General features: G+C 68.6%; 16 protein-coding genes. 7 read left to right on the top strand and 9 right to left on the bottom strand.

Going from position 1 to position 19575, the window contains the following annotated elements; genetic code table 11:
• From ACZ5IQ_RS01590 to ACZ5IQ_RS01565, 6 genes are all read right to left on the bottom strand, one after another.
• Entirely contained in the window at positions 1-309 is a 309-nt protein-coding gene (locus ACZ5IQ_RS01590; RefSeq protein WP_020103894.1) for a PE family protein, read from the bottom strand.
• Positions 309-4298: a type VII secretion protein EccCa gene (gene eccCa / locus ACZ5IQ_RS01585; protein ID WP_464480696.1), complete on the bottom strand. Its 3990-nt coding sequence runs from the start codon at positions 4296-4298 to the stop codon at positions 309-311. Before eccCa ends, ACZ5IQ_RS01590 begins: the two co-directional genes overlap by 1 nt.
• Positions 4295-5893: a type VII secretion protein EccB gene (gene eccB, locus ACZ5IQ_RS01580; RefSeq protein ID WP_406801665.1), complete on the bottom strand. Its 1599-nt coding sequence runs from the start codon at positions 5891-5893 to the stop codon at positions 4295-4297. Before eccB ends, eccCa begins: the two co-directional genes overlap by 4 nt.
• Positions 5890-7809, bottom strand: a complete 1920-nt coding sequence (eccA, locus tag ACZ5IQ_RS01575; RefSeq protein ID WP_464480695.1) for a type VII secretion AAA-ATPase EccA — start codon at positions 7807-7809, stop codon at positions 5890-5892. Before eccA ends, eccB begins: the two co-directional genes overlap by 4 nt.
• 269 nt (positions 7810-8078) lie before the next feature.
• The gene (locus tag ACZ5IQ_RS01570; protein WP_133425889.1) at positions 8079-8966 is read right to left on the bottom strand and encodes a class I SAM-dependent methyltransferase; all 888 of its coding nucleotides are present in this window, start codon (positions 8964-8966) and stop codon (positions 8079-8081) included.
• Positions 8967-9012: 46 nt separating this feature from the next.
• Entirely contained in the window at positions 9013-9891 is an 879-nt protein-coding gene (locus ACZ5IQ_RS01565; protein WP_133425888.1) for an oxygenase MpaB family protein, read from the bottom strand.
• A gap of 77 nt (positions 9892-9968) precedes the next feature.
• Between ACZ5IQ_RS01565 and ACZ5IQ_RS01560 the strand changes: the two genes are divergently transcribed.
• Genes ACZ5IQ_RS01560 through ACZ5IQ_RS01550 form a run of 3 tightly spaced genes read left to right on the top strand, consistent with a single transcriptional unit; the run spans position 9969 to position 12272 of the window.
• Positions 9969-10586 carry a TetR/AcrR family transcriptional regulator gene (locus ACZ5IQ_RS01560; RefSeq protein ID WP_226520446.1) on the top strand — a complete coding sequence of 206 codons (618 nt, stop codon included), beginning with the start codon at positions 9969-9971 and terminating at the stop codon, positions 10584-10586.
• Positions 10583-11392, top strand: coding sequence for a helix-turn-helix domain-containing protein (locus ACZ5IQ_RS01555; protein WP_406775405.1), 810 nt, complete (start codon positions 10583-10585; stop codon positions 11390-11392). The genes ACZ5IQ_RS01560 and ACZ5IQ_RS01555 overlap by 4 nt, the downstream gene beginning before the upstream one ends.
• Positions 11393-11450: 58 nt before the next feature.
• Positions 11451-12272, top strand: a complete 822-nt coding sequence (locus ACZ5IQ_RS01550; RefSeq protein ID WP_406775406.1) for an SAM-dependent methyltransferase — start codon at positions 11451-11453, stop codon at positions 12270-12272.
• A gap of 19 nt (positions 12273-12291) precedes the next feature.
• Here ACZ5IQ_RS01550 and ACZ5IQ_RS01545 read toward each other — a convergent pair whose 3' ends face one another.
• Genes ACZ5IQ_RS01545 through ACZ5IQ_RS01535 form a run of 3 tightly spaced genes read right to left on the bottom strand, consistent with a single transcriptional unit; the run spans position 12292 to position 14357 of the window.
• Positions 12292-13119, bottom strand: coding sequence for an MBL fold metallo-hydrolase (locus ACZ5IQ_RS01545; protein ID WP_212808026.1), 828 nt, complete (start codon positions 13117-13119; stop codon positions 12292-12294).
• A 33-nt stretch (positions 13120-13152) separates the two neighbouring features.
• Positions 13153-13773: a hypothetical protein gene (locus tag ACZ5IQ_RS01540; RefSeq protein ID WP_212808025.1), complete on the bottom strand. Its 621-nt coding sequence runs from the start codon at positions 13771-13773 to the stop codon at positions 13153-13155.
• 5 nt (positions 13774-13778) lie between these two features.
• The gene (locus tag ACZ5IQ_RS01535) at positions 13779-14357 is read right to left on the bottom strand and encodes a VOC family protein (RefSeq protein WP_133425883.1); all 579 of its coding nucleotides are present in this window, start codon (positions 14355-14357) and stop codon (positions 13779-13781) included.
• A 95-nt stretch (positions 14358-14452) separates the two neighbouring features.
• On the opposite strand from ACZ5IQ_RS01535, the gene ACZ5IQ_RS01530 reads away from it, so the two are divergent.
• From ACZ5IQ_RS01530 to ACZ5IQ_RS01515, 4 genes are all read left to right on the top strand, one after another.
• Complete coding sequence (locus ACZ5IQ_RS01530) at positions 14453-15082, top strand: TetR/AcrR family transcriptional regulator (protein WP_212814446.1); 630 nt, start codon at positions 14453-14455, stop codon at positions 15080-15082.
• Positions 15079-16218: an alpha/beta hydrolase gene (locus ACZ5IQ_RS01525; protein WP_212808024.1), complete on the top strand. Its 1140-nt coding sequence runs from the start codon at positions 15079-15081 to the stop codon at positions 16216-16218. Before ACZ5IQ_RS01530 ends, ACZ5IQ_RS01525 begins: the two co-directional genes overlap by 4 nt.
• Positions 16194-17177 (top strand): 2-hydroxyacid dehydrogenase, encoded by a 984-nt coding sequence (locus ACZ5IQ_RS01520; protein WP_212808023.1) that lies wholly within the window; start codon positions 16194-16196, stop codon positions 17175-17177. The genes ACZ5IQ_RS01525 and ACZ5IQ_RS01520 overlap by 25 nt, the downstream gene beginning before the upstream one ends.
• A 93-nt stretch (positions 17178-17270) precedes the next feature.
• Complete coding sequence (locus ACZ5IQ_RS01515) at positions 17271-19451, top strand: acyl-CoA dehydrogenase (protein ID WP_212808022.1); 2181 nt, start codon at positions 17271-17273, stop codon at positions 19449-19451.
• Positions 19452-19575 lie beyond the last annotated feature (124 nt).

Below are 19575 nucleotides of genomic sequence, written 5' to 3'. Positions count from 1 at the left end.
TCAGCCCAGGACCGTGACGTAGGTGGCGGCGGCTTCGGCGTCGCCCGTCGCGTAGCTGATTCCGGCTTCGGTGACACCGCCGCCGGCGCGGCCGAGTTCGGTGACGCCCTGGGTCGCGACCGCCTCGTGCTCGGCGCCGTGGGCGCTGAGGCTGATCGCCGTCTGCAGCGAAACCGGGTCCGCGGCGGGCGGGATCACCGCGGTGACCGCGGGAGCGGCCGCGGCGTGGGCGGCGGCGAGCCGAGCGGTGAGCGCCTCGACGGCGGCACCGGCTGCGGTCAGTCCTTCGGGAACGACGCGCAAGGTCATCAGTGGAACTCCCCTCGTTGTGTTCCGGTGGGCCGCCCGGTGATCGGGTCGGCCACCAGCGGATTGATCAACTGGACATACGTGGCCTCGTCGCTGTTGCCGAGCACCATGGCCCGACCGGCCGGCAGCCGGTTGAACCGGTGGCCGCGGATGCGGCCGCTGTCCTGCGGGTTGCCGGACAGCATGACGGTGGTGGCCTGCAGCTCGTTGAGCCTGCGCAGCAACGGAGCCGTCATCACCGCGTGTGCGGAGCCGGCGGCCCGTGCGGTGACGATCACCCGCAGACCCAGTTCGGACGCCTGGGACAGCAGTCCCAGCAGCGCCGTCCAGGGCCGCTGGCCGACGAACGGACCACTGACCGCGGGGGCATCCGGGATCTGGTCGACGTCGTCGATGATCAGGTAGTGCAGGTGGTTGCCCTGCCCGTTCCGGTATGTCCAGCCGCTCAGCTCGGCGGCCGTCAGACCCGCTGGGGGCCTGCGCTTTTCGAGCAGCGCGGCCAGACCGAGCATCGCCGGGGTCACGCGGTCGATGTTGGGCGTGTACTCGTTGTCCGGGAACAACGGCTCGTCCACCAGGTGCAGCCGGCGATCGATCACGGTGAACGCGACCGACTCCGGCGTGGCGTTGTCGCGGACCGTACGGATCACGTGCCGCAGCAGCGTGGTCTTGCCGGACTTGGCGTCGCCCAGCACCATCAGCAGCGGGTTGGCCGCGAAGTCGACCGTGACCGGGGCCAGGTCCTGCTCGCGCTGACCGATGACGATCGTCTCGGGGCTGTGGTACAGCGGCGCAAGGGTTTCCGGGGCCAGGTCCGTCGGCAGCAGGCGCACGGGCGGCGCCGTCTGCCCCGGGTACCGGTCGTTGATGGCGGCGATCGCACCGAGATCCGGTTCGGCGAACAGGAAGTGCTCGGCTGCCATGGTCAGGCCGCGGCCCGGCTGATCGGCCGGGACGCCGTCGGCGGGGCGGGACAGGGCCGCCACTCCCGGATTACCCGCGGACCGCACATTGCTGTCGCGCGAGTCGGCCAGCTTGAGCTCGAGCCGCAGGCCCAGGCCGTCGCGCATCGCCAGCGGCACCTCGAGCCAGTTCGGCGTCGTGATCACCACGTGGATGCCGTAGGCCATGCCGGTGTTGACCAGTTCGGTCACCTTGGACAGCAACGGGTTCCGGGTGTTGAACGTGTCGGTGTTGTCGCGGCTGAACGCGTACAGGTTGTCGATCACCAGGAACACGTCGCCGTAGCCGTCATCGCGCAGGTCGCCGTCACCGGCGGCGGCGCGGGCCTGACGCGACGCCAGCAGCTGCTCCAGCTCGCCGAAGGTGCGACGGATGCGCTCGGGTTCCAGCGGTGACGCGACGCTGCCGACGTGGGCCAGCGGCTTGAGCGAGCGCAGCCCGCCGCCGCCGTAGTCGAGGCAGTAGAACGTGACCGCACGCGGCGAGTGGGTCGCGGCCGCCGACAGTATGAACGTCTGCAGCGCAGTCGATTTGCCGGACTTCGGCCCACCGTGGATGACCAGGTTGGCGGCCGCCGACGTGGCGTCGAAGACCAGCGGGTCGCGGCGCATCTGGAACGGCCTGTCGATCTCGCCCAGCGGCCACCGGCCGTGGCCCGCGGGAATCTCGGTACCGGCCAACAGCTCCGGCAGCGCGATCGGCTCGTCCAGCGGAGCCAGCCACAGGCGCGGCGCCTGCGGGCCGTACTGCGCCAACTGCTCGCCGATGGTGGCGACCAGCTTGCGGGGCGGACGCAGGTCCGGTGCCGTGTCGGTGACGATCACCGTGTCGGGAGCCGGCGTGACATGACCCGCCGGGAAGAGCTGTGGCTGCGGAACCGCATGCACCACAACCGCTTTCTCGGCACGTGGCGGGTCATAGATGCCGTCCACGTAGGTGCTGCGGAACTTCACCGGCACCGCGCCCGGGGTGGGGACCAGGAAGCCCTCGCCCTTGTGTTCCGGACCGGCCTCGATGTGGTACGCGTCCTCGACGCCGATGATCTGCCGGCTGATCGACGGGCTCGCGACCTTCAGACCGATGCGGTAGGAGGTGTTCTTGTCGATGTCCTTGATCCGGCCCACGTCCAGCGTCTGCGACGCGAACAGGATGTGGATGCGGAACGAACGGCCCTTGCGGGCAACGTAGTCGAACAGCTCGGCGTACTCGGGATGGTCGGCGAGCATCAGGGAGAACTCGTCGGCGACCACCAGCAGCGTCGGGATCGGCGGCAGGTCGTGTCCGGCTGCCTGCGCCGCCTCGTACTCCAGCACCGAGTTGAAGGCGCTGCCCTGCACGCGGCGACCGGCCTCCATCAGCAACTGCTCACGCCGGGCCACCTCACCGCGGAGGGTGTCCGCGAACCGGTCGGCCAGCGAGCGCTTCTCCGCCATGTTCGAGATGACGGCCACCACCTGCGGGAAGTCCCGGAAGATGTCGGCGCCGGCCTCGCCCTTGAAGTCGGCGTAGATGACGATGAGGCGGTCGGCCGAGTGAGTCGTCAACAGCGACAACAGGATCGACATCAGGGTCTGCGACTTGCCCGAGCCCGTCATACCGATCATCAGACCGTGCGGACCCATGCCGCCTTCGGCCTCGTCCTTCAGGTCGAACATCAGCGGTTCACCGGTGGCGGTGACACCGATGGGCACGCGCAGCTCCTCGGCCCGCGAGCGCGGCGCCCACAGGCCGGCGACGTCGAGCGCCGCCGCGTCCGGGATGCCCAGCAGGGTGCCGAAGGTGGCCAGGCCGGCGCCCGTGCTCCGGGCCCGGTTCGGGTTGGAGTCCCAGCGCGCGAGGCCGCGGGCCAGGTGCGCCGCGGCGTGCGGCGAAAAGTCGTCGGCGACATCGAAGTACGGCTGCCAGCCGGCCGCGGCCCACCGCTCGATGCGGCCACCGGACACGCGCAGCACCGGGCGGTCGGGGTCCGGGTACTCGGGCTGTTCGGTGCCGCGCTGCAGCACCGTGACACCGGCCAGGCCGGTCCGCGGCAGCAGCTCACCGAGGTCGGCGTCCGGGTCGTCCACGACGATCAGCAGGTGCCGCAGCGGCGTGCTGTCGGCGCCGCCGAACGGTTGCCGGTCGGCGAGCTCACCTGACATGAGGGCGGCGAGCTCGGGGACGCCGGCGGCGAGGTAGCGAGCCGGGCCGACACCGTCGATCTGGCCCGGGATGTCACTGTGCGGCAGCCACTTCAGCCACGACCACGACTCCGATTCCAGCGCCTCGGCGTCCGCCGCGGCCAGGGCGATCCCCAGCAGGGCCGGGTCGTGCCACGTCACCGCTTGCGCGATCCAGGCCCGCAGCGCGCCGCGCACCTCATCGGCATCACCGAGCACGGTGATCCGCGAAACCTTGGCCAGGTCGATACCGCCCGGCACCGCGGGCACCGTCCGCTGCACGTCGAGAAGTCCGCGTAGTGCGCTGTGCGACACCGGTTCCAGATCGATCTCGGCCGCGGTGTCCTTGACCTGCAGTACCGTTTCCAGGCGGGCGTCGTGCAGACCGGCCCGCACCACCAGGTAGTCGGCGTCGTGCGGGTCGCGCTCCCACTGGCGACGGGTGCCGGCGACTGCGGCCAGCTGGTCGGGCGCCGGGTGGGACCACTCGCGGGCAGCGCGCTGCTCGGCCGCCTGCGCCCGCACGTTGTCCCGCACCACCGACAGGTAGCGCAGGTAGTCGGCGCGTTCGGCGTCGACCTCCTCGGTCCGGGTCTTGTTGTCCGAGCCGCGGTAGAACGCGGTGGCCGCCAACAGGAGTACGAACGGGAAGAACAGCGTCTGCGGCGAGATGACGCGCATGCCGGTGGCCACCAGGGCCACGATCATCCCGACGATCAGGATGACGATCAGGTAGGGCAGCACCCGGCGCAACAACGACGGCGGCACCAGCCGCGGCAGCTCCGGCGGCGGCTCGATGGTGATGACGCTCGCGCGGGTTGCCGGGATGGGCAGCCGGCGCCGCGCTTCGAAGATCAGACGGCTCACGGGTTCTCCCTCACGGCGATTTCGACTGCCGGGCTCGTCCGGGTGGGCACGAGCGCCGGGACCTGCAACGCCTCACTGCGCGACAACGTCGGGCCGGGCGTGAACTGGCTGAGGATCGACCACGGCACCGGCAGCGGTGATGCGGTGAGTCCCAGCGCGGCAGGGGTTTTCCGGTTGGCATTGGTGGCGTCACCCTCGGTGGAGATGCCGTAGCGGACGCCGGTGTCGCTGATCCAGTAGCCCGACAGCGCCGGGGTTCCCCCCTGGCCGGTGGCCTGGACGAAGTAACCGGTGCCCGGGGTTACCGCGACGCGCTGCGCGGTGCCGGCCGGGCCCGCCAGTGCCACGGTGTGCGCGTCGGCGGGCAGCGGCAGCGTCGCTCCCGCCAGGAGGGTGAGCGAATTCGTCGTGGCACCATCGTGTTTGGTCCAGCGGGCGCAGGTCAGCGGTGCCTTGGTGGCGTCGACGACGGTCAGCGGGCGCTCCGGGTACGCCGCGGTGTTGATCGCGGTGGAGACCGGGATGCGGGCGATCTGGTCGGCGCTCAGCCGCGGCGGCTGCTCCAGACCGTACGAGTCGGTGTTGCGCAGAATCGCGGCGACGACCTGTGAAATCGGTTGCAGGCCATCGTCGAGGACCGCGTAGTACCGCACCGCGTTGTCGGTGGCGGCCTCGGTGGTGACGGCGGTGACCACGGCGCCGACGGGTGCCGCGACCGGCATGGGGTACGGCGTTGGCTGGCCCGCGTTGACGATCACCGGTGCGGCCAGCGGGGCCGACTCGGGGATCGCGTTGAACAGGCCATCGGCGATGGCACGGGGCGCGGGCAGGGCAGTTCCGTTGGCGCCCAGGCCGAGTGCTGCCGTCACCGCGCGGTTGTTGAGGTCGACCGCGCTGCGCTTGCCGTTCCACAGCAGCCAGCTGCCGCCGTTGACGCCGGCGGAGCCGACACCGTCGTTGCGCACCAGCACGGCATCGTTGGCACCCAGCGCGGCCGCGCGCGATCCGCCTTCGGCGAGCGGGCCGGTGATCAGGGTGGCCCCCACGACCTCGCCCGTGGCCGCGTCACACACGGTCCAGTCGGCGTCACGAGAAGTGTTGGGCACCATGCGTTCCGGGGCGCCCGGGATGCCGATGAGGCTGCCGCGCGGGAACTTGTCCAGTTCCGCGCTCGGGACGAGGGTCGGGTTGTCGGGCCGTCCGGCGATGAGCCGGGCCGACGTCAGATTGAGGACAGGGTGCAGTTGGTCGCCGACCCGGACATACAGCGCCGAGGTCTCCCGGTCGGCCAGGATCACGTTGTTGCCCGCGACACCCGCCGGCCGGATCAGGGAGAAGACGAAGCAGCCCGCCAGGCCGGTGACGAGCACCAGTGCGCCGACCAGAACCGAGCGGCTCTGGGTCCGCAACGGGTCGACGAGCATGCGGGTGTCATGCAGGGCCACACCAGAGGCGATGCGCCGCATGAGGAATCGCCAACCGGACACCTGGTGCCGCGTGACGAATCCGCGGCGGTAGTGGATCTGGTCCGGGTTGTCGTTCACCGGTGTACGGGAACTGAATGTCAGTCGATCGGTCTCATTGCGCTTGCTCATGCGCGATCCGCCTTCGGCTCCTCGCTGGGCACCGCCAGTCCGAGGCCGCGCAGCAACGGCGCGGCCGAGTTGCTGACGTCACCCGCGGTGATCGTCATGAGTTCGTCATCGGTGAAGTCATGTGCGGCAAGGTGATCCAGCCGGTACTCACGTTCTTCCTCGGAGCGCTCCACCAGGTTTCGGACGAAGCGGCCGTTACCCGCGATGTCCAGGCTGCGGCGCGCGACACCGGCAGCGTCGGGCGTCGTCGCCGTCGCGAGGTGCCCGAACAGCTGCTCCATCTCCTTCTGCGCCGCGGGTTCGAAGACGCTGTCGCGCTTTTCGGCCATCCGCATGGCGATCTCGGTGAGTTCGGTCGCCGAGTAGGACGGGAAGTCGATGCTGCGGGTGAAGCGCGAGCGCAGACCTTCGTTGGTGTCCAGGAACATGTCCAGGTCCTTGCGGTAGCCGGCGATGATCACGACCAGGCGGCTGCGGTCGTTCTCCATGCGGGCCAGCAGGGTGTCGATGGCGACCAGACCGAAGTCGTTCTTGGCGCCGGTGGACACCAGCGCGTACGCCTCGTCGAGGAACAGCACGCCGTCGAGCGCGCTGTCGATGATCGCGTTGGTCTTGGCCTCGGTTTCACCGATGTGCTGGCCGATCAGGTCGGCACGGTGCACCTCGCGCACCGTCTCTTTACGCAGCAGGCCCAGGCCGCAGTAGATCTTCGCGACCACGCGGGCGATGGTCGTCTTACCGGTTCCGGGCGGTCCGGCGAACACCAGGTGATTGGTGCGCTGGGCCACGGCCAGGCCCCGCTCCTGCCGCCGAATCGACATGGCCACAGAGCTTTTCAGCCGGGCCACCTGATACTTGACCTCTTCCAGGCCGATGAACTCGGCGAGCTCGGCCTCGGCTTCGACGAGCAGATGCGCCTTGCGCGACTTGGCATCCGGGTCCACGAAGTCGGCCTCGGTCGGCTCGGTCTCGGGATCCCACGGGTTGTGCCGGGCCTCGATCCTGGCGGCGGTCGTCGGGTCGATGCCGAAGCTGGTGTCGGTCAACGCATGTTCGGCTGCGGTGTTGTCGGGGTGCGCGGCATACAGCTCGGCCAGCACGTCGGTGGCCTCGTCGTCCTCGCCCTGCGCCCGCAGCGACAGCGCCTTGACGAACGTGCCGTCCACGGCGGCGACGGACACCGGTCCCTCGGGATCCTCGAGGTGCGACAGCGCGGGAGCGAACATGCCCAGGTGTGCCAGGGCGATACCCAGCGCCACCCGCGCGGCATGCGCGTAGTTCGCGTCGAGGCTGGGGTCGTTGACGATCGGGGTCAGCTGCCGGACGACGTCGGACCAGCGGCGGGTACGGTGGTGCATCGCCACCCGCACCCAGCGCGCCGGCAGCCAGCCCGGCTTGCGGTCGAGCAGGTCGCCGACGAGCTGATCAGCCTCTTCGTAGGCGCCGGCACCGGCGAGCGTCGCGGCGTAGGCCAGCTGGAAACCGTCGCGGTCGGCGGCGCGGAACTGCAGGTACAGACCACTGTCGTAGGTGAAGCCCAGATCGCCGTCGGCGAGGTCGAGGGCCTGCTGCAACACGCCCGCCGACGAAACCGTCCGCCAGATGGCCTCGACCACGTCGGGCGTTGCCGCGCCTGCGGCAGCCAAGCCGGTCCAGGCGTCGCAGTGCTCGCCGGCGATGCGCGTCAGAGTCAGGAAGCCACCCAGGGCGGCATCGAGGTCGGCCGGGCGGCGACGGCCGTCGACGGTGAGGCCGAGCGCCAGGCAGCCGGTGGCGAACCGGGTCAGCACGTCACGGTCGACCCGTGATACCCGCTGTGCCGCATCCACTTCGGCCACCACTGTGTTACTGCCCGCGGTGCTCGGTCGCACGTGGGTCCTTTCCGTCGTCGACACGCCAGGGGACAATCCACTCATCTGGCGGCCGCCCTAAGAAGGAGTCGGCATGCGGATCGGGTTGGTTCCCGACGGGCCGAGAGACGGGCACTGTGCCGTCGTGCGGGCGCGCCTTGCTGGAAGTGCGCCGCGGCGGATACCGCAAATGTGTCAGTGCCCATATCTGTGTTCGCGGGATATTAGAGTCCCCGCATATCTCCTTAAGTATGCCTAAGCTAACCCCTGCGAAGTTAGCATTGCATAACTTAAGTTGTCGAGACGCACCCCACCGCATCAGCGGGTGACGACGCTCACTCCTTAACGGCAGTGACCAGGGTGTTCGAGGCGATCATGGTCGCCGCTTCGGGGTTCGTCGGCACCGGACGGCCCACCGAGCGGAAGTAATCAGCGAGCCCGGTTGCCTCGGCGCGCCAGCCCCGCGCGCCGAACCAGTCCGCCGCGGGCGCGATCTGCTCGTTGTAGATCAGCTTGAAGAAGCCCTCCGCCATCTCGTCCCCGGCAGCCCGCTTGGCCGCGAACACCTCGGCAGGCATCGGCTTGCCCTCTTCGATCGCCACCCAGCTGCCGGGTGCCGCCAGCTCATCGATTCCGGTGAACAGATCGCCCTGTGCCGTCGCGGGCAGATAGATCAGCAGCCCCTCGGCAATCCACGCCGAGGGGCGCGACGGGTCGAAGCCGGCATCGGTGAGCGCTGTCCGCCAGTCGTCGCGCAGGTCGACGGCGATCTCGCGGCGTTCCGCCTTCGGGTCGGCCCCATTGCCCGCCAACACTTCCCGCTTGAACTCGAGGACCTGGGGCTGATCGAGCTCGTAGATGACGGTGCCGTCCGGCCAGTCCAGGCGGTAGGCGCGGGAGTCGAGCCCCGCGGCCAGCAGCACGACCTGGCGGACGCCGGCCGCCGCGGCGCGCTGGAAGTACGTGTCGAAGTACTTGGTCCGCGAGCCCTGGAAGTTGATGAACGGTTCGCCGAACTCCGGCGTCGCCAACGGGTGTTCCGGTGCCTCGCCGTCCAGCACGTCGGCCCAGACGCCGCCGACCGCGCGGGTGAACATCTCGGCATAGTGGTCCACCGCAAGCGGATTGGGCTTGGCCGCTTCCAATGCTCGCGCCGCGGCCACCATCACCGCAGTCGATCCAACACTCGAGTTGATGTCCCAGCTGTCATTGTCGGTCCGCACCCGCGCGAGGGTACGCCGACAACATGGACGGCGACCGAGACGAGACTCAGACCAGCGGGCGGCCCGTGCGGAGGCGCCAGTCCAGATCGCGCAGCATCCAGTTGAACGGGAACCGCCGCAGCGGCCCGGGCAGGACCCCGTTGACCGCCTTCACGATTTTCATCACCGAGTTGAAACGCTTCTGCCGCTTGGCATCCCACGGCAACCGCATCTCGTCGCGGAAACGTTGCGGCAGGAAGCCCGTGGTGAGCAGCAGGGAGAACGACTCGAACCAGCGCTGCAGCGGACCGGGGAGTTGCAGCCCCTTCATCCGCACCGCGGCGATCGGATACAGGTACTCGCGCACCGTGTCGTCGATGTGCACCTGGTCCAGCGACTCCTGCCAGTACTTGTCGAAGGCGGCCCGGTCGGCCGGCCACATCTCCGGCGTCACCTGCAGTGTGGTGCCCATCGTCATGCCCTGGCGGTAGAACTCCTCGGCGGTCTCGTCGTCCAACTCACCGACCACCATGCGATAGACGTCGAGCGCGCCCTTGAACAGACACGCCGCCACCCACAGCTGCAGGTTCTTGTCCATCGCGCTGTACTTCACCGGGCTGTCCGGGGTCGAGTACACCTGCCGGTGCGCCGTGTTGACCGCGCTGCGGTACGCCGCCTTCTGTTCGTCGGATCCCAGGATCGCGACCGCGAGGTACGTGAACGTCGTGCGGGCGCGCTTGATCGGATGCAGGTCGGTCCGGCCGCTCTCCACGCGGCTCTCGACGACGCCATAGCCGACGCCCGGCCGCGCCAGCTGCATGATCACGTTGGCCGGGCCCGCCAGCAGCGCCGCACCGACCAATCCGTCGGCGTACTGGACATTCCGGCGGACCCGACGGCCCGGCGCGCAAGCGTTGACCGGCATCTCGACCAGATCGACCGTCATTGGTCACTCCTCGCAAAAGTGAGAACGATTGATTCCTGATATTGCCCGCGGCACGGTGCAGGTGTCAAGATGGCGGGGTGCCTCAGGTACGGCCGTACCGCGGGATCGACGCGGCAGAACGCCTGGCCCAACGACGGGCCCGGCTGATCGACGCCGGACTGGAGATTTTGGGCGCCGCGCCACCGGCACCGGAGCTAACTGTCCGGACCATCTGCGCCGGAGCGGGCGTGGCGATGCGGTACTTCTACGAAAGCTTCTCCGACAAAGACGTTTTCGTCGAGGCGGTGTTCGACCATGTGATCGCCGAGCTCGCCACCACGACGCAGGCGGCGGTCGCCGCGGCGCCGCCCGACGAGCAGAGCCGCGCCGGTATGGCCAACATCGTGCACGCCATCGCCGACGATCCCCGGGTCGGCCGCCTGCTGTTCAGCGCCCAGCTGTCCAACGAGGTGGTGGCCCGCAAGCGCAACGAGTCGACGGTCTTCTTCGCCATGCTGCTCGGCCAGCACGCCGGCGACGCCCTTCAGCTGCCCGCCGGAGACCGGCGCCGGGCCAGCACTCATTTCGCGGTCGGGGGCGTCGCCCAGACGCTGAGCGCCTGGCTGTCGGGCGAAATCACCTTCACTCCAGACGAATTGATCGACCATCTGGCGCTGCTGCTGGACACGCTCGGCAAGCGGGCCGTCCGCCGGTGAACGGCCCCCAGCTGCACCGGCCTCGGCCGCCGCTGAGCCAGCACATCGACTTCTTCGGGTACTGGGCGCACGGCGGCGTCACCGCTGATCGGAGCCGGGCACTGCCGCGCGGCGCGGCGACCGTGGTGATCGATGTCGGCGGCCGAGATCGCGTCGACTTCTTCTCCGCCGACGGCGCCACGCGAATGCCGGTCGAGCCGTCATTCCTCACCGGCCCGGGCACGCTGTCGTACGTCACCCGGATCGATCCCGGCGAAGCGGTACTGACCATTCATTTCCGGCCCGGCGGCGCGCTGCCGTTCTTCGGAATCCCGTTGGCGGACTTGGAGAATTCCTGCGTCAACCTGACCGACCTCTGGGGCGCCGCCGCCACCCGGCTGCGTGAGCAACTGATCGAGACACCGGGCTGGCCGCGGCGCATCGAGATCGTGGAAGCCTTCCTCCTCGCCCGGTTGCGGCCGGTATCCCACACGCTGATGCCCGTCCTGCACACCGCCGAACACCAACCGTCGCTTCGGGTTTCCGAAGCGGCCGAACTGACCGGCCTCTCCCCCAAACGCCTGATCGCGACATTCCGCAACGAGATCGGGCTCACCCCGAAGGCCTATCTGCGCGTGCGGCGGCTCCAGGCCGCCCTGCGCCTGCTCGATGCCGGCAGCGGCGACGGCGCCGGCGTCGCGGCCACTCTCGGGTACTTCGATCAACCCCACTTCGTGCGCGAATTCCGCGGGTTCACCTCGGTCACGCCGACGCAGTACACCCAGCGGCGCAGCGCGCTGCCGAGTCACGTCGGGCTGACGGGATAGTCGCGGAGGCGGCAAAAATATCCAAGCGCAGGGCTCGGCTGACCGGCAGCATGGAGGCATGCACGAAGGAGCACAGGCCGTCGCGAACACCGGCCTTCTGGTCGCCGCCATCCGCGCCGACGAATCCCGCCGGCCCGACCGCCTTTTCACCGATCCGTTCGCCGAACGCCTGGCCGGTGAGACGGGCCGCCGACTGCTCGCCGAGGCCGTCGCCGAAGCCGGGGACCGCCCGACGCGGCAGATCGTGGTGCGCACCCGATTCTGGGACGAGGCCCTGCTGCGCGCCACGCAGTCTGTCCGCCAGGTCGTCATTCTCGCCGCGGGCATGGACGCCCGCGCGTTCCGGCTTTCCTGGCCCGGCGCCACGACCGTCTACGAACTGGACCAGCCCGATGTGATTGCCGCCAAGGCCGCGGCGCTGGCAGGCGAAGAACCGTCGTGCACCCGGGTTGCCGTCGGCGTCGATCTCACCGGCGACTGGACAGATGCCTTGCGGTCCAATGGCTTCGATGACCGGCAGCCGACGGTGTGGTTGATCGAAGGCCTACTGCAGTACCTCGACGCGGCCGCCGTCGGCACACTCTTCGAACGCGTCGACGCGCTGTCCGCGGCCGGTTCGGTGCTGCTGTACGACGTCGTCGGCAAGACGCTGCTCGACGCACAGCTGCTCGCGGCGGTACGCCAGTCGATGGCCCGCAACGGCGCGCCGTGGCTGTTCGGGACCGATCAACCGGGTGAGCTCGCGGAGCGCCACGGCTGGTCGGCCGTCGTCACCGATGTGGCTGTGCCGGGCAATGAGTGGGGACGCTGGTTCGCCCCCGCGGTACCGATGGACGTACCCGACGTGCCGCGCGGTTACTTCGTCGAGGCGACGAAGTAGCCGCGCCTGCGCCGTGACGTCAGGTCAGGTGGTCGAATTCACCGCTGACATGGCGGATATGAGCGTCGGCGGAGCGGTGCACGATGTCCTTGGCGTCGTGGTCGATCTCGTCGCCACCCAGGGTGTAGAGCCGGTCGTATTCGTAGGCATCAAGGCGGTCGACGATACGCCGAACCACTGCCGCCGACAGCGGCAAGTGCTTGGGGTACATGCGCTGGAACGACACCCAGTCTTTGGCCAGGGCGCCCGAGATGGTGTCCCCGACGAGCAGCGTGCCGTCCGGGCACACCGCCACGGCACTGCCCCGCATGTGACCACCCACGTGCACCAGCCGAAGTCCCGGCAGCGGCTCGATCTCGCTGTCCCAGTATTCGATGACCGGATCGGCGACCGGAACCCATTCCTGGTCACGGGCATTCACGTAGACCGGGGCGCCGCCGAACGCCTTGCTCCAGGACAGCTGGGCGCCGAACATATGGGGATGGCTCGACGCGATCACCGCGACCCCGCCGAGCGCATTCACCAGACCGACGATCGAATCGTCCAGGTAGCTCGGCGCATCCCACAACATGTTGCCGGCAGCAGTCTGCACCAGATATGACCGGTGCCCGATCGCGAACCGGGGTGCCCTGCGCAGGCTGTGCACTCCCCGGCCATGGTCGACGTATTCGGTCTGATGTGGCTGCGCGGCAAGACGTTCCAGAGTCGTCCAGGTGCCATGTGGTGGCAAGTGGCCGCATTCCTCGATGGGAACGACCTCGACCGTGAAAACACAACTGTTCTCGGGCGGCCGCGTGTCGGTGTCGGCGTGCTCGACTCCACATCCGTCGCAAATCCAAGTAGGCATGCACCCAGCCTGCAAGCTCAACCATGGTTGAGATCAAGGTGCAGTGTTCGAGAGCACTTCCAGCCAGGGATGATCCGGATGCACCTGCGACAGCCAACCGGACAGCCGGGATCGCCGGGACCGATCCATCATCGGGAGTGCGCGCAGAAAGTCTGCTTGATCTTTGGTGCGTTGCGCTTTCGCCTTGAACAGGAGCACGACCTCGGGGATCAGATACGGGATGCCGGTGTCGGTATGAAGAATCAGCTCGTCGTACGGCATGGTGATCGAAGCGTCGCGGCGGCACACCCACCGGTCGCCGACGTGCGGCTCCCGGAAAACGTCGAGGCGGTAGTACCCGGTCGCCGGGTCACGCAGCCAGGTCTGGTGCATGGTGTCCGCTTCTTCGGGGAACGGCCAGACACGACCGCCGCCGACGACATCCCATTCGAAGCCCGGAAACGCGCCGACGAGCCCGGCGAATTGGTCACGCGGAACTCCGATTTCGAGATCGTCGTGGGCACGTCCCAGCCCACCGACGAACAGGTCCAGCGCCCAACCCGCGGCGACATACCAGCGGGCCGAGGTGCCCGAGAGCCGTTCGGCGACTTCCGTCGGTGTCCAGGCCTGCCAGAGCCGATCGCATTCCTCGGCCGACAGCAGGCGTCCGGTCATCAGAGTCAGGCCGGAGCCACCGCCGGCCTCCGGTCGGCCGCTGTCCGCGGCTCGGTCACCGTATCGGCCTCGGTGAATTCCTTGGTCCAGCAGGCGAATTCCAGCGTGATGCCGTCCGGGTCCTGGAAGTAGAACGACCGCACGTACACACCGGGATGCACCGTGGCCGACGCCTGCATGGGGCTCTCGTCGTGGTTGAGTACCGGGCCGACCCGCACGCCCTTTTCCTTCAGCCGCTTGCGGTACTCGTCGAACTTCTCCGCGGGCACATGAAAGGCCAAGTGGTTCAACGAGCCGACGGCACTCACGAACTCGCCGAGGCCGGGCAGCGCCGCCGGCTGCGAGATGCCGGGCTCCCCGTCGGGCGCCTGCGCGAACCAGAAGAACGCCACGCAGTCGCCGTTACCGGCGTCGAAGAAGAAGTGCTGCCCCATGCCGCCCGGCAGATCCAGTGACTTGACCAACGGCATGCCGAGCACGCCCGAGTAGAAGTCGACGGTCCGCGCCATGTCCGCGCAGACGAGGGCGACATGGTTGATGCCGCCCAGCTCGAATTCAGCGTTGCGGTTGTCGGGCTTGATCATCGTGCCACTCCTGACGACAGGGTCTGGTCAATCACCTAATCTGAATCTAACATCAGGTTCAGGTTTGATCAATGACTCTTCGGAAGGACGCCACCGTGACCGTCGCGCCCCGCGAGCAGCTCCCCACCGTGCGGGGCCGCCAGACGCAGGCGGCGATCGACAGCGCCGCGCGCGCCGTCATTGCCCGCAAAGGCATTCTGGCGACCACCATTTCGGACATCGCGGCCGAGGCCGGCCGCTCCACCGCGTCGTTCTACAACTACTACGACTCCAAGGAGGCGATGGTCCATGAATGGGCACAGCGCTTCCGCGACGAAGCCCGCGAGCGGGCCCTGCCGGCCATCAGCGCCGAACTGACCAACTGGGAACGCTCCCACCAGGCCGCCGCCGCGCACTGGGAGACCTACCGGCACCGGCTTGCCGAGGTCATCGCCATTTCCCAGCTGGCAATGATCAACGAGGATTTCGCGCAGTATTGGTCCGAAATCTGCGAGCTACCGATCTCCCTGATCGTGTCGATGGTCAAACACGCTCAGCAGCAAGGCTTCTGCCCGGACGACAATCCACGGCTCGTTGCCGTGGCATTGGTATCGATGCTGAACCAGTTCTGCTATACCCAATTGTCAGGCGACGGCGCCACCACCGCAGACGACGACGCCTGCGTCACCACCCTGGCCAACATCTTCTACCGGACCATCTACCACGAGGGGAATCCGCGTACATGAACAGACCCGGAAGTTCGTCCGCCGCGGGAGTCACCCGAGAATTCATCGGAATGGACTCGCCCACCGCGCTGCGCGCCGGGTCCGGTGGCCACCCGTGCCAGGGCATCTACTACCGGGGCATGGGCCGCAAGCCCAAGGTGGCGATGATCGCCACGCACTACCAGATCGACTTCGCCGAGCACTACCTCGCCGACTACATGGCAACCCGCGGTATCGGGTTCCTCGGCTGGAACACCCGATTCCGCGGCTACGAATCCAGCTTCCTGCTCGATCACGCGCTCGTGGACATCGGGGTCGGGGTGCGCTGGCTACGCGAGGTGGCCGGCGTGGAAACCGTTGTTCTGCTTGGCAATTCAGGCGGCGGATCGCTCATGGCCGCCTATCAGGCCCAGGCGCTGTCACCGCACATCACCCCACTGGACGGGATGCGCCCGGCCGCGGGCGTCTACGACCTGCCGCCGGCCGACGGCTACATCTCCAGCGCGGCACACCCGGGCCGACCGGACGTGCTCACCAATTGGATGGACGGTTCGGTGACCGACGAAACCGACGCGCTGGCAACCGATCCCGATCTCGACCCGTTCGCCGAGCACAACGGCCCGCCCTTCTCCCCGGAATTCGTTCAGCGCTACCGCGACGCGCAGGTCGCCCGAAACCACGCGATCACCGACTGGGTGGAAGCCGAGTACGCGCGTGTCCGCGCCGCGGGCTTCCGCGACCGCCCCTTCACGGTCATGCGGACCTGGGCCGACCTGCGCATGATCGACCCCACGCTCGAACCCACCAAACGCCCGGCCAATCAGTGCTATGCGGGCACCCCCGTCCAGGCCAACCGCTCGGCCAACGGCATCGCCGCCGCCTGCACGCTGCGCAGCTGGCTGACGATGTGGAGCCTGCGTCACGCGCAGACCCGGGCCGAACCGCACCTGGCCCTCATCGACAACCCCGCGCTGGTGATCAACGCCGAGCAGGATTCCGGCGTGTATCCCTCTGACGCGCAACGCATCTTCGACGCCCTGGCGTCCACGGACAAGACGCTGCACGCCATCGACTCCGACCACTACTTCACGACCCCGGGCGCCCGCAGCGAACAGGCCGATCTCATCGCCAAATGGATCGCCAAGCGGTGGCGGTGAATCCGGCCATCCGGGTACTGGCGCACTTCACGCCCGGCCCGCGCGTTACCGAATTCCTGGCCCCGCTCGGCGATCTGGTCGATGTGCGGTTCTGCGCCGCGGACGACGACGCGACGTTCTACCGGGAACTGCCGGAGGCCGATGTGCTGTGGCATGTCCTGCGGCCGGTCAGCGCCGACGATCTGGAACGGGGCCGGCGCCTCAAGCTGGTCCACAAGATGGGCGCGGGCGTCAACACCATCGATGTCGATGCCGCGACGCGCCTCGGCATTGCCGTGGCCAACATGCCCGGCGCCAACGCGCCGTCGGTCGCCGAGGGCACCGTCATGCTGATGCTGGCCGCCCTGCGCCGGCTACCGGAACTCGACCGCGCCACGCGCGCCGGCGCCGGCTGGCCCACCGACCCGACGCTCGGCGAGACGGTGCGGGATCTCGGCAGCTGCACCGTCGGCCTGATCGGGTACGGCAACATCGCCAAACGAGTCGAGACCATCCTCACCGCCATGGGCGCGACCGTCGTGCACACCAATACCCGTGGCGCACAGGGCCACCCCGGCTGGCGGACGCTCCCCGACCTGCTGGCCGTCAGCGATGTCGTCTCGCTACACCTGCCGCTCACCGAACACACCGAAGGACTGCTCGACGCCGCGGCGCTGTCGCGGATGAAACCGGGTGCGGTCCTGGTCAACACCTCACGCGGCGCCGTCATCGACGAACCCGCGCTGGTCTCCGCACTACAGCACGGGCCCCTGCAGGCCGCGGGCCTCGACGTCTTCGCCACCGAGCCCGTCGACGCCGCCAATCCACTGCTCAAGCTCGACAACGTCGTCGTCAGCCCGCACACCACGTGGTACACCGCCGACACCATGCACCGCTACCTGGCCGAAGCGGTCGGTAACTGCGAGCGACTCGCCGCTGGACAGCAGCTGGCCAACGTAGTGAACGAAGTGAACCTCTAAACACCCGTCAAGTGGGTTACTCTCGGAACCAACCGACCAGTTATTTGGTTGGGTGCGCCCTGCACAGCCCACAGCCGGTCACAGGAGGCAACGATGCCCATCGCGATCACGTCCGAGCACAACGATCTGGCCGATTCGGTCCGATCCCTGGTGGCGCGGGTCGCGCCGTCCGAGGTCTTGCACGAGGCCCTCGAGACCCCGATCAGCAACCCGCCGCCGTATTGGGCCGCGGCCGCCGACCAAGGCCTGCAGGGCCTGCACCTGTCGGAAGCCGTTGGCGGACAAGGCTTCGGCATCCTCGAACTCGCGATCACCCTGGCCGAGTTCGGCTACGGCGCCGTCCCCGGCCCGTTCGTCCCGTCGGCCATCGCCAGTGCGCTGATCGCCGCGCACGACCCCAAGTCGGCCCTGCTGCCCGGCCTGGCCTCCGGCGAGATCATCGCCGCGTACGCCTTGAACTCGGGCCTGACCGCCACCACCCAGGGCGACGGACTCGTCGTCAGCGGTGAGATCCGCGCCGTCCCCGCGGCCGCGCAAGCCGAGCTCCTGGTGGTGCCCGTCGACGGCCGGTGGGTGGCCCTCGACACCGCGAGCCTGCAGATCGACCCAGTCCAGAGCGTCGACCCGCTGCACCCCGTCGCCCACGTCCGCGCCGACGCCGTACCGGTCGCCGCCGACCGCATCCTCACCGGCCTGGACCAGTCGCACGCCCGGGCCCTGATCACGACGCTGCTGTCGGCCGCATGTGTCGGCGTCGCGCGGTGGGCCACCGACACCGCCGCCGCGTACGCCAAGATCCGCAAGCAGTTCGGCCGCCCCATCGGTCAGTTCCAGGCCATCAAGCACAAGTGCGCCAACATGATTGCCGAGACCGAGCGGGCCACGGGCGCCGTCTGGGATGCCGCCCGCGCGCTCGACGAGCACGCGTCCGGTGACGCCGAATCCGACTACCTGTTCGCCGCCGCGGTGGCCGCGACCCTGGCGCCCGTCGCCGCGCAGCACTGTGCGCAGGACTGCATCCAGGTGCACGGCGGCATCGGCTTCACCTGGGAACACGACACCAACGTGTACTACCGGCACGCCATCGCGCTGGTCGCCGGATTCGGCCGGGCCGCGGACCACCCGCGCCAGGTCGTGGACCTCGCCACGACCTCCGGCATGCGGTCCATCGACATCGACCTGGACCCGGACACCGAGAAGCTGCGCGCCGAGATCCGGGCGGAAGTGGCTGCGCTGAAAGCACTTCCGAGCGGACCGGAGCGCAACGCCGCGATCGCCGAAGGCGGCTGGGTGCAGCCGCACCTGCCGACGCCCTGGGGCCGGGCCGCAGAGCCGATCGAGCAGATCATCATCGCTCAGGAGTTCAGCACCGGAAAGGTGCGCAGGCCACAGATGGGCATCGCGGCGTGGATCATCCCGTCGATCGTCGCGTTCGGCACCCACAAGCAGCAGCAGGACTTCCTGCCGCCGACGTTCCGCGGCGACATGATCTGGTGCCAGCTGTTCTCCGAGCCCGGTGCCGGCAGCGACCTCGCCAGCCTGACCACCAAGGCCGTCAAGGTCGACGGCGGCTGGCGCATCACCGGCCAGAAGATCTGGACGACGGGAGCCCAGTTCTCCGCGTGGGGTGCGCTCCTGGCCCGGACCGACCCCAACGCGCCGAAACATCAAGGCATCACGTATTTCCTGCTCGACATGAAGAGCCCCGGCGTCGAGGTGAAACCGCTGCGCGAGCTCACCGGCAACGCGATGTTCAACACCGTCTTCATCGACGACGTCTTCGTGCCCGACGACATGGTGCTCGGCGAGGTGAACCGCGGCTGGGAGGTCAGCCGCAACACCCTGACCAACGAACGGGTGTCGATCGGCAGCAGCGAGCCGCCGTTCCTGGCCAGCCTCGATCAATTAGTGGAGTTCCTGCGGGACGGCGAATTCGACGAACTGCAGCGCCACGAAGCCGGCAAGCTCATCGCCGAGGGCCACGCCGCGAAGTTGCTCAACATGCGCTCGACGCTGCTGACCCTCGCCGGTGGCGATCCGATGCCGGCGGCCGCGATCTCCAAGCTGCTCTCGATGAAGACCGGCCAGGGTTATGCCGAATTCGGGGTGGCGTCATTCGGCAGCGACGCGGTTGTCGGTGACCCGCAACAGCCCTCCGGCCGGTGGGACGAATACCTGTTGGCCGGCCGCGCGACGACAATCTACGGCGGCACCTCCGAGGTGCAGTTGAACATCATCGCCGAGCGGCTGCTGGGCCTGCCGCGCGACCCGTAACCGCCGCCACCAACGGACGGGAAACCCTCATTTCAGTGCAGAAATGGGGGTTTTCCCTATTGTCCGCGGCTGGTCGGCCAGGTGTACCGTTGACGTAGGCGGAAACATGTTTGGTGGTGATGGT

The organism is Mycobacterium toneyamaense (genome assembly GCF_055384815.1).
This window is presented reverse-complemented; position numbering and strand designations above follow the sequence as displayed.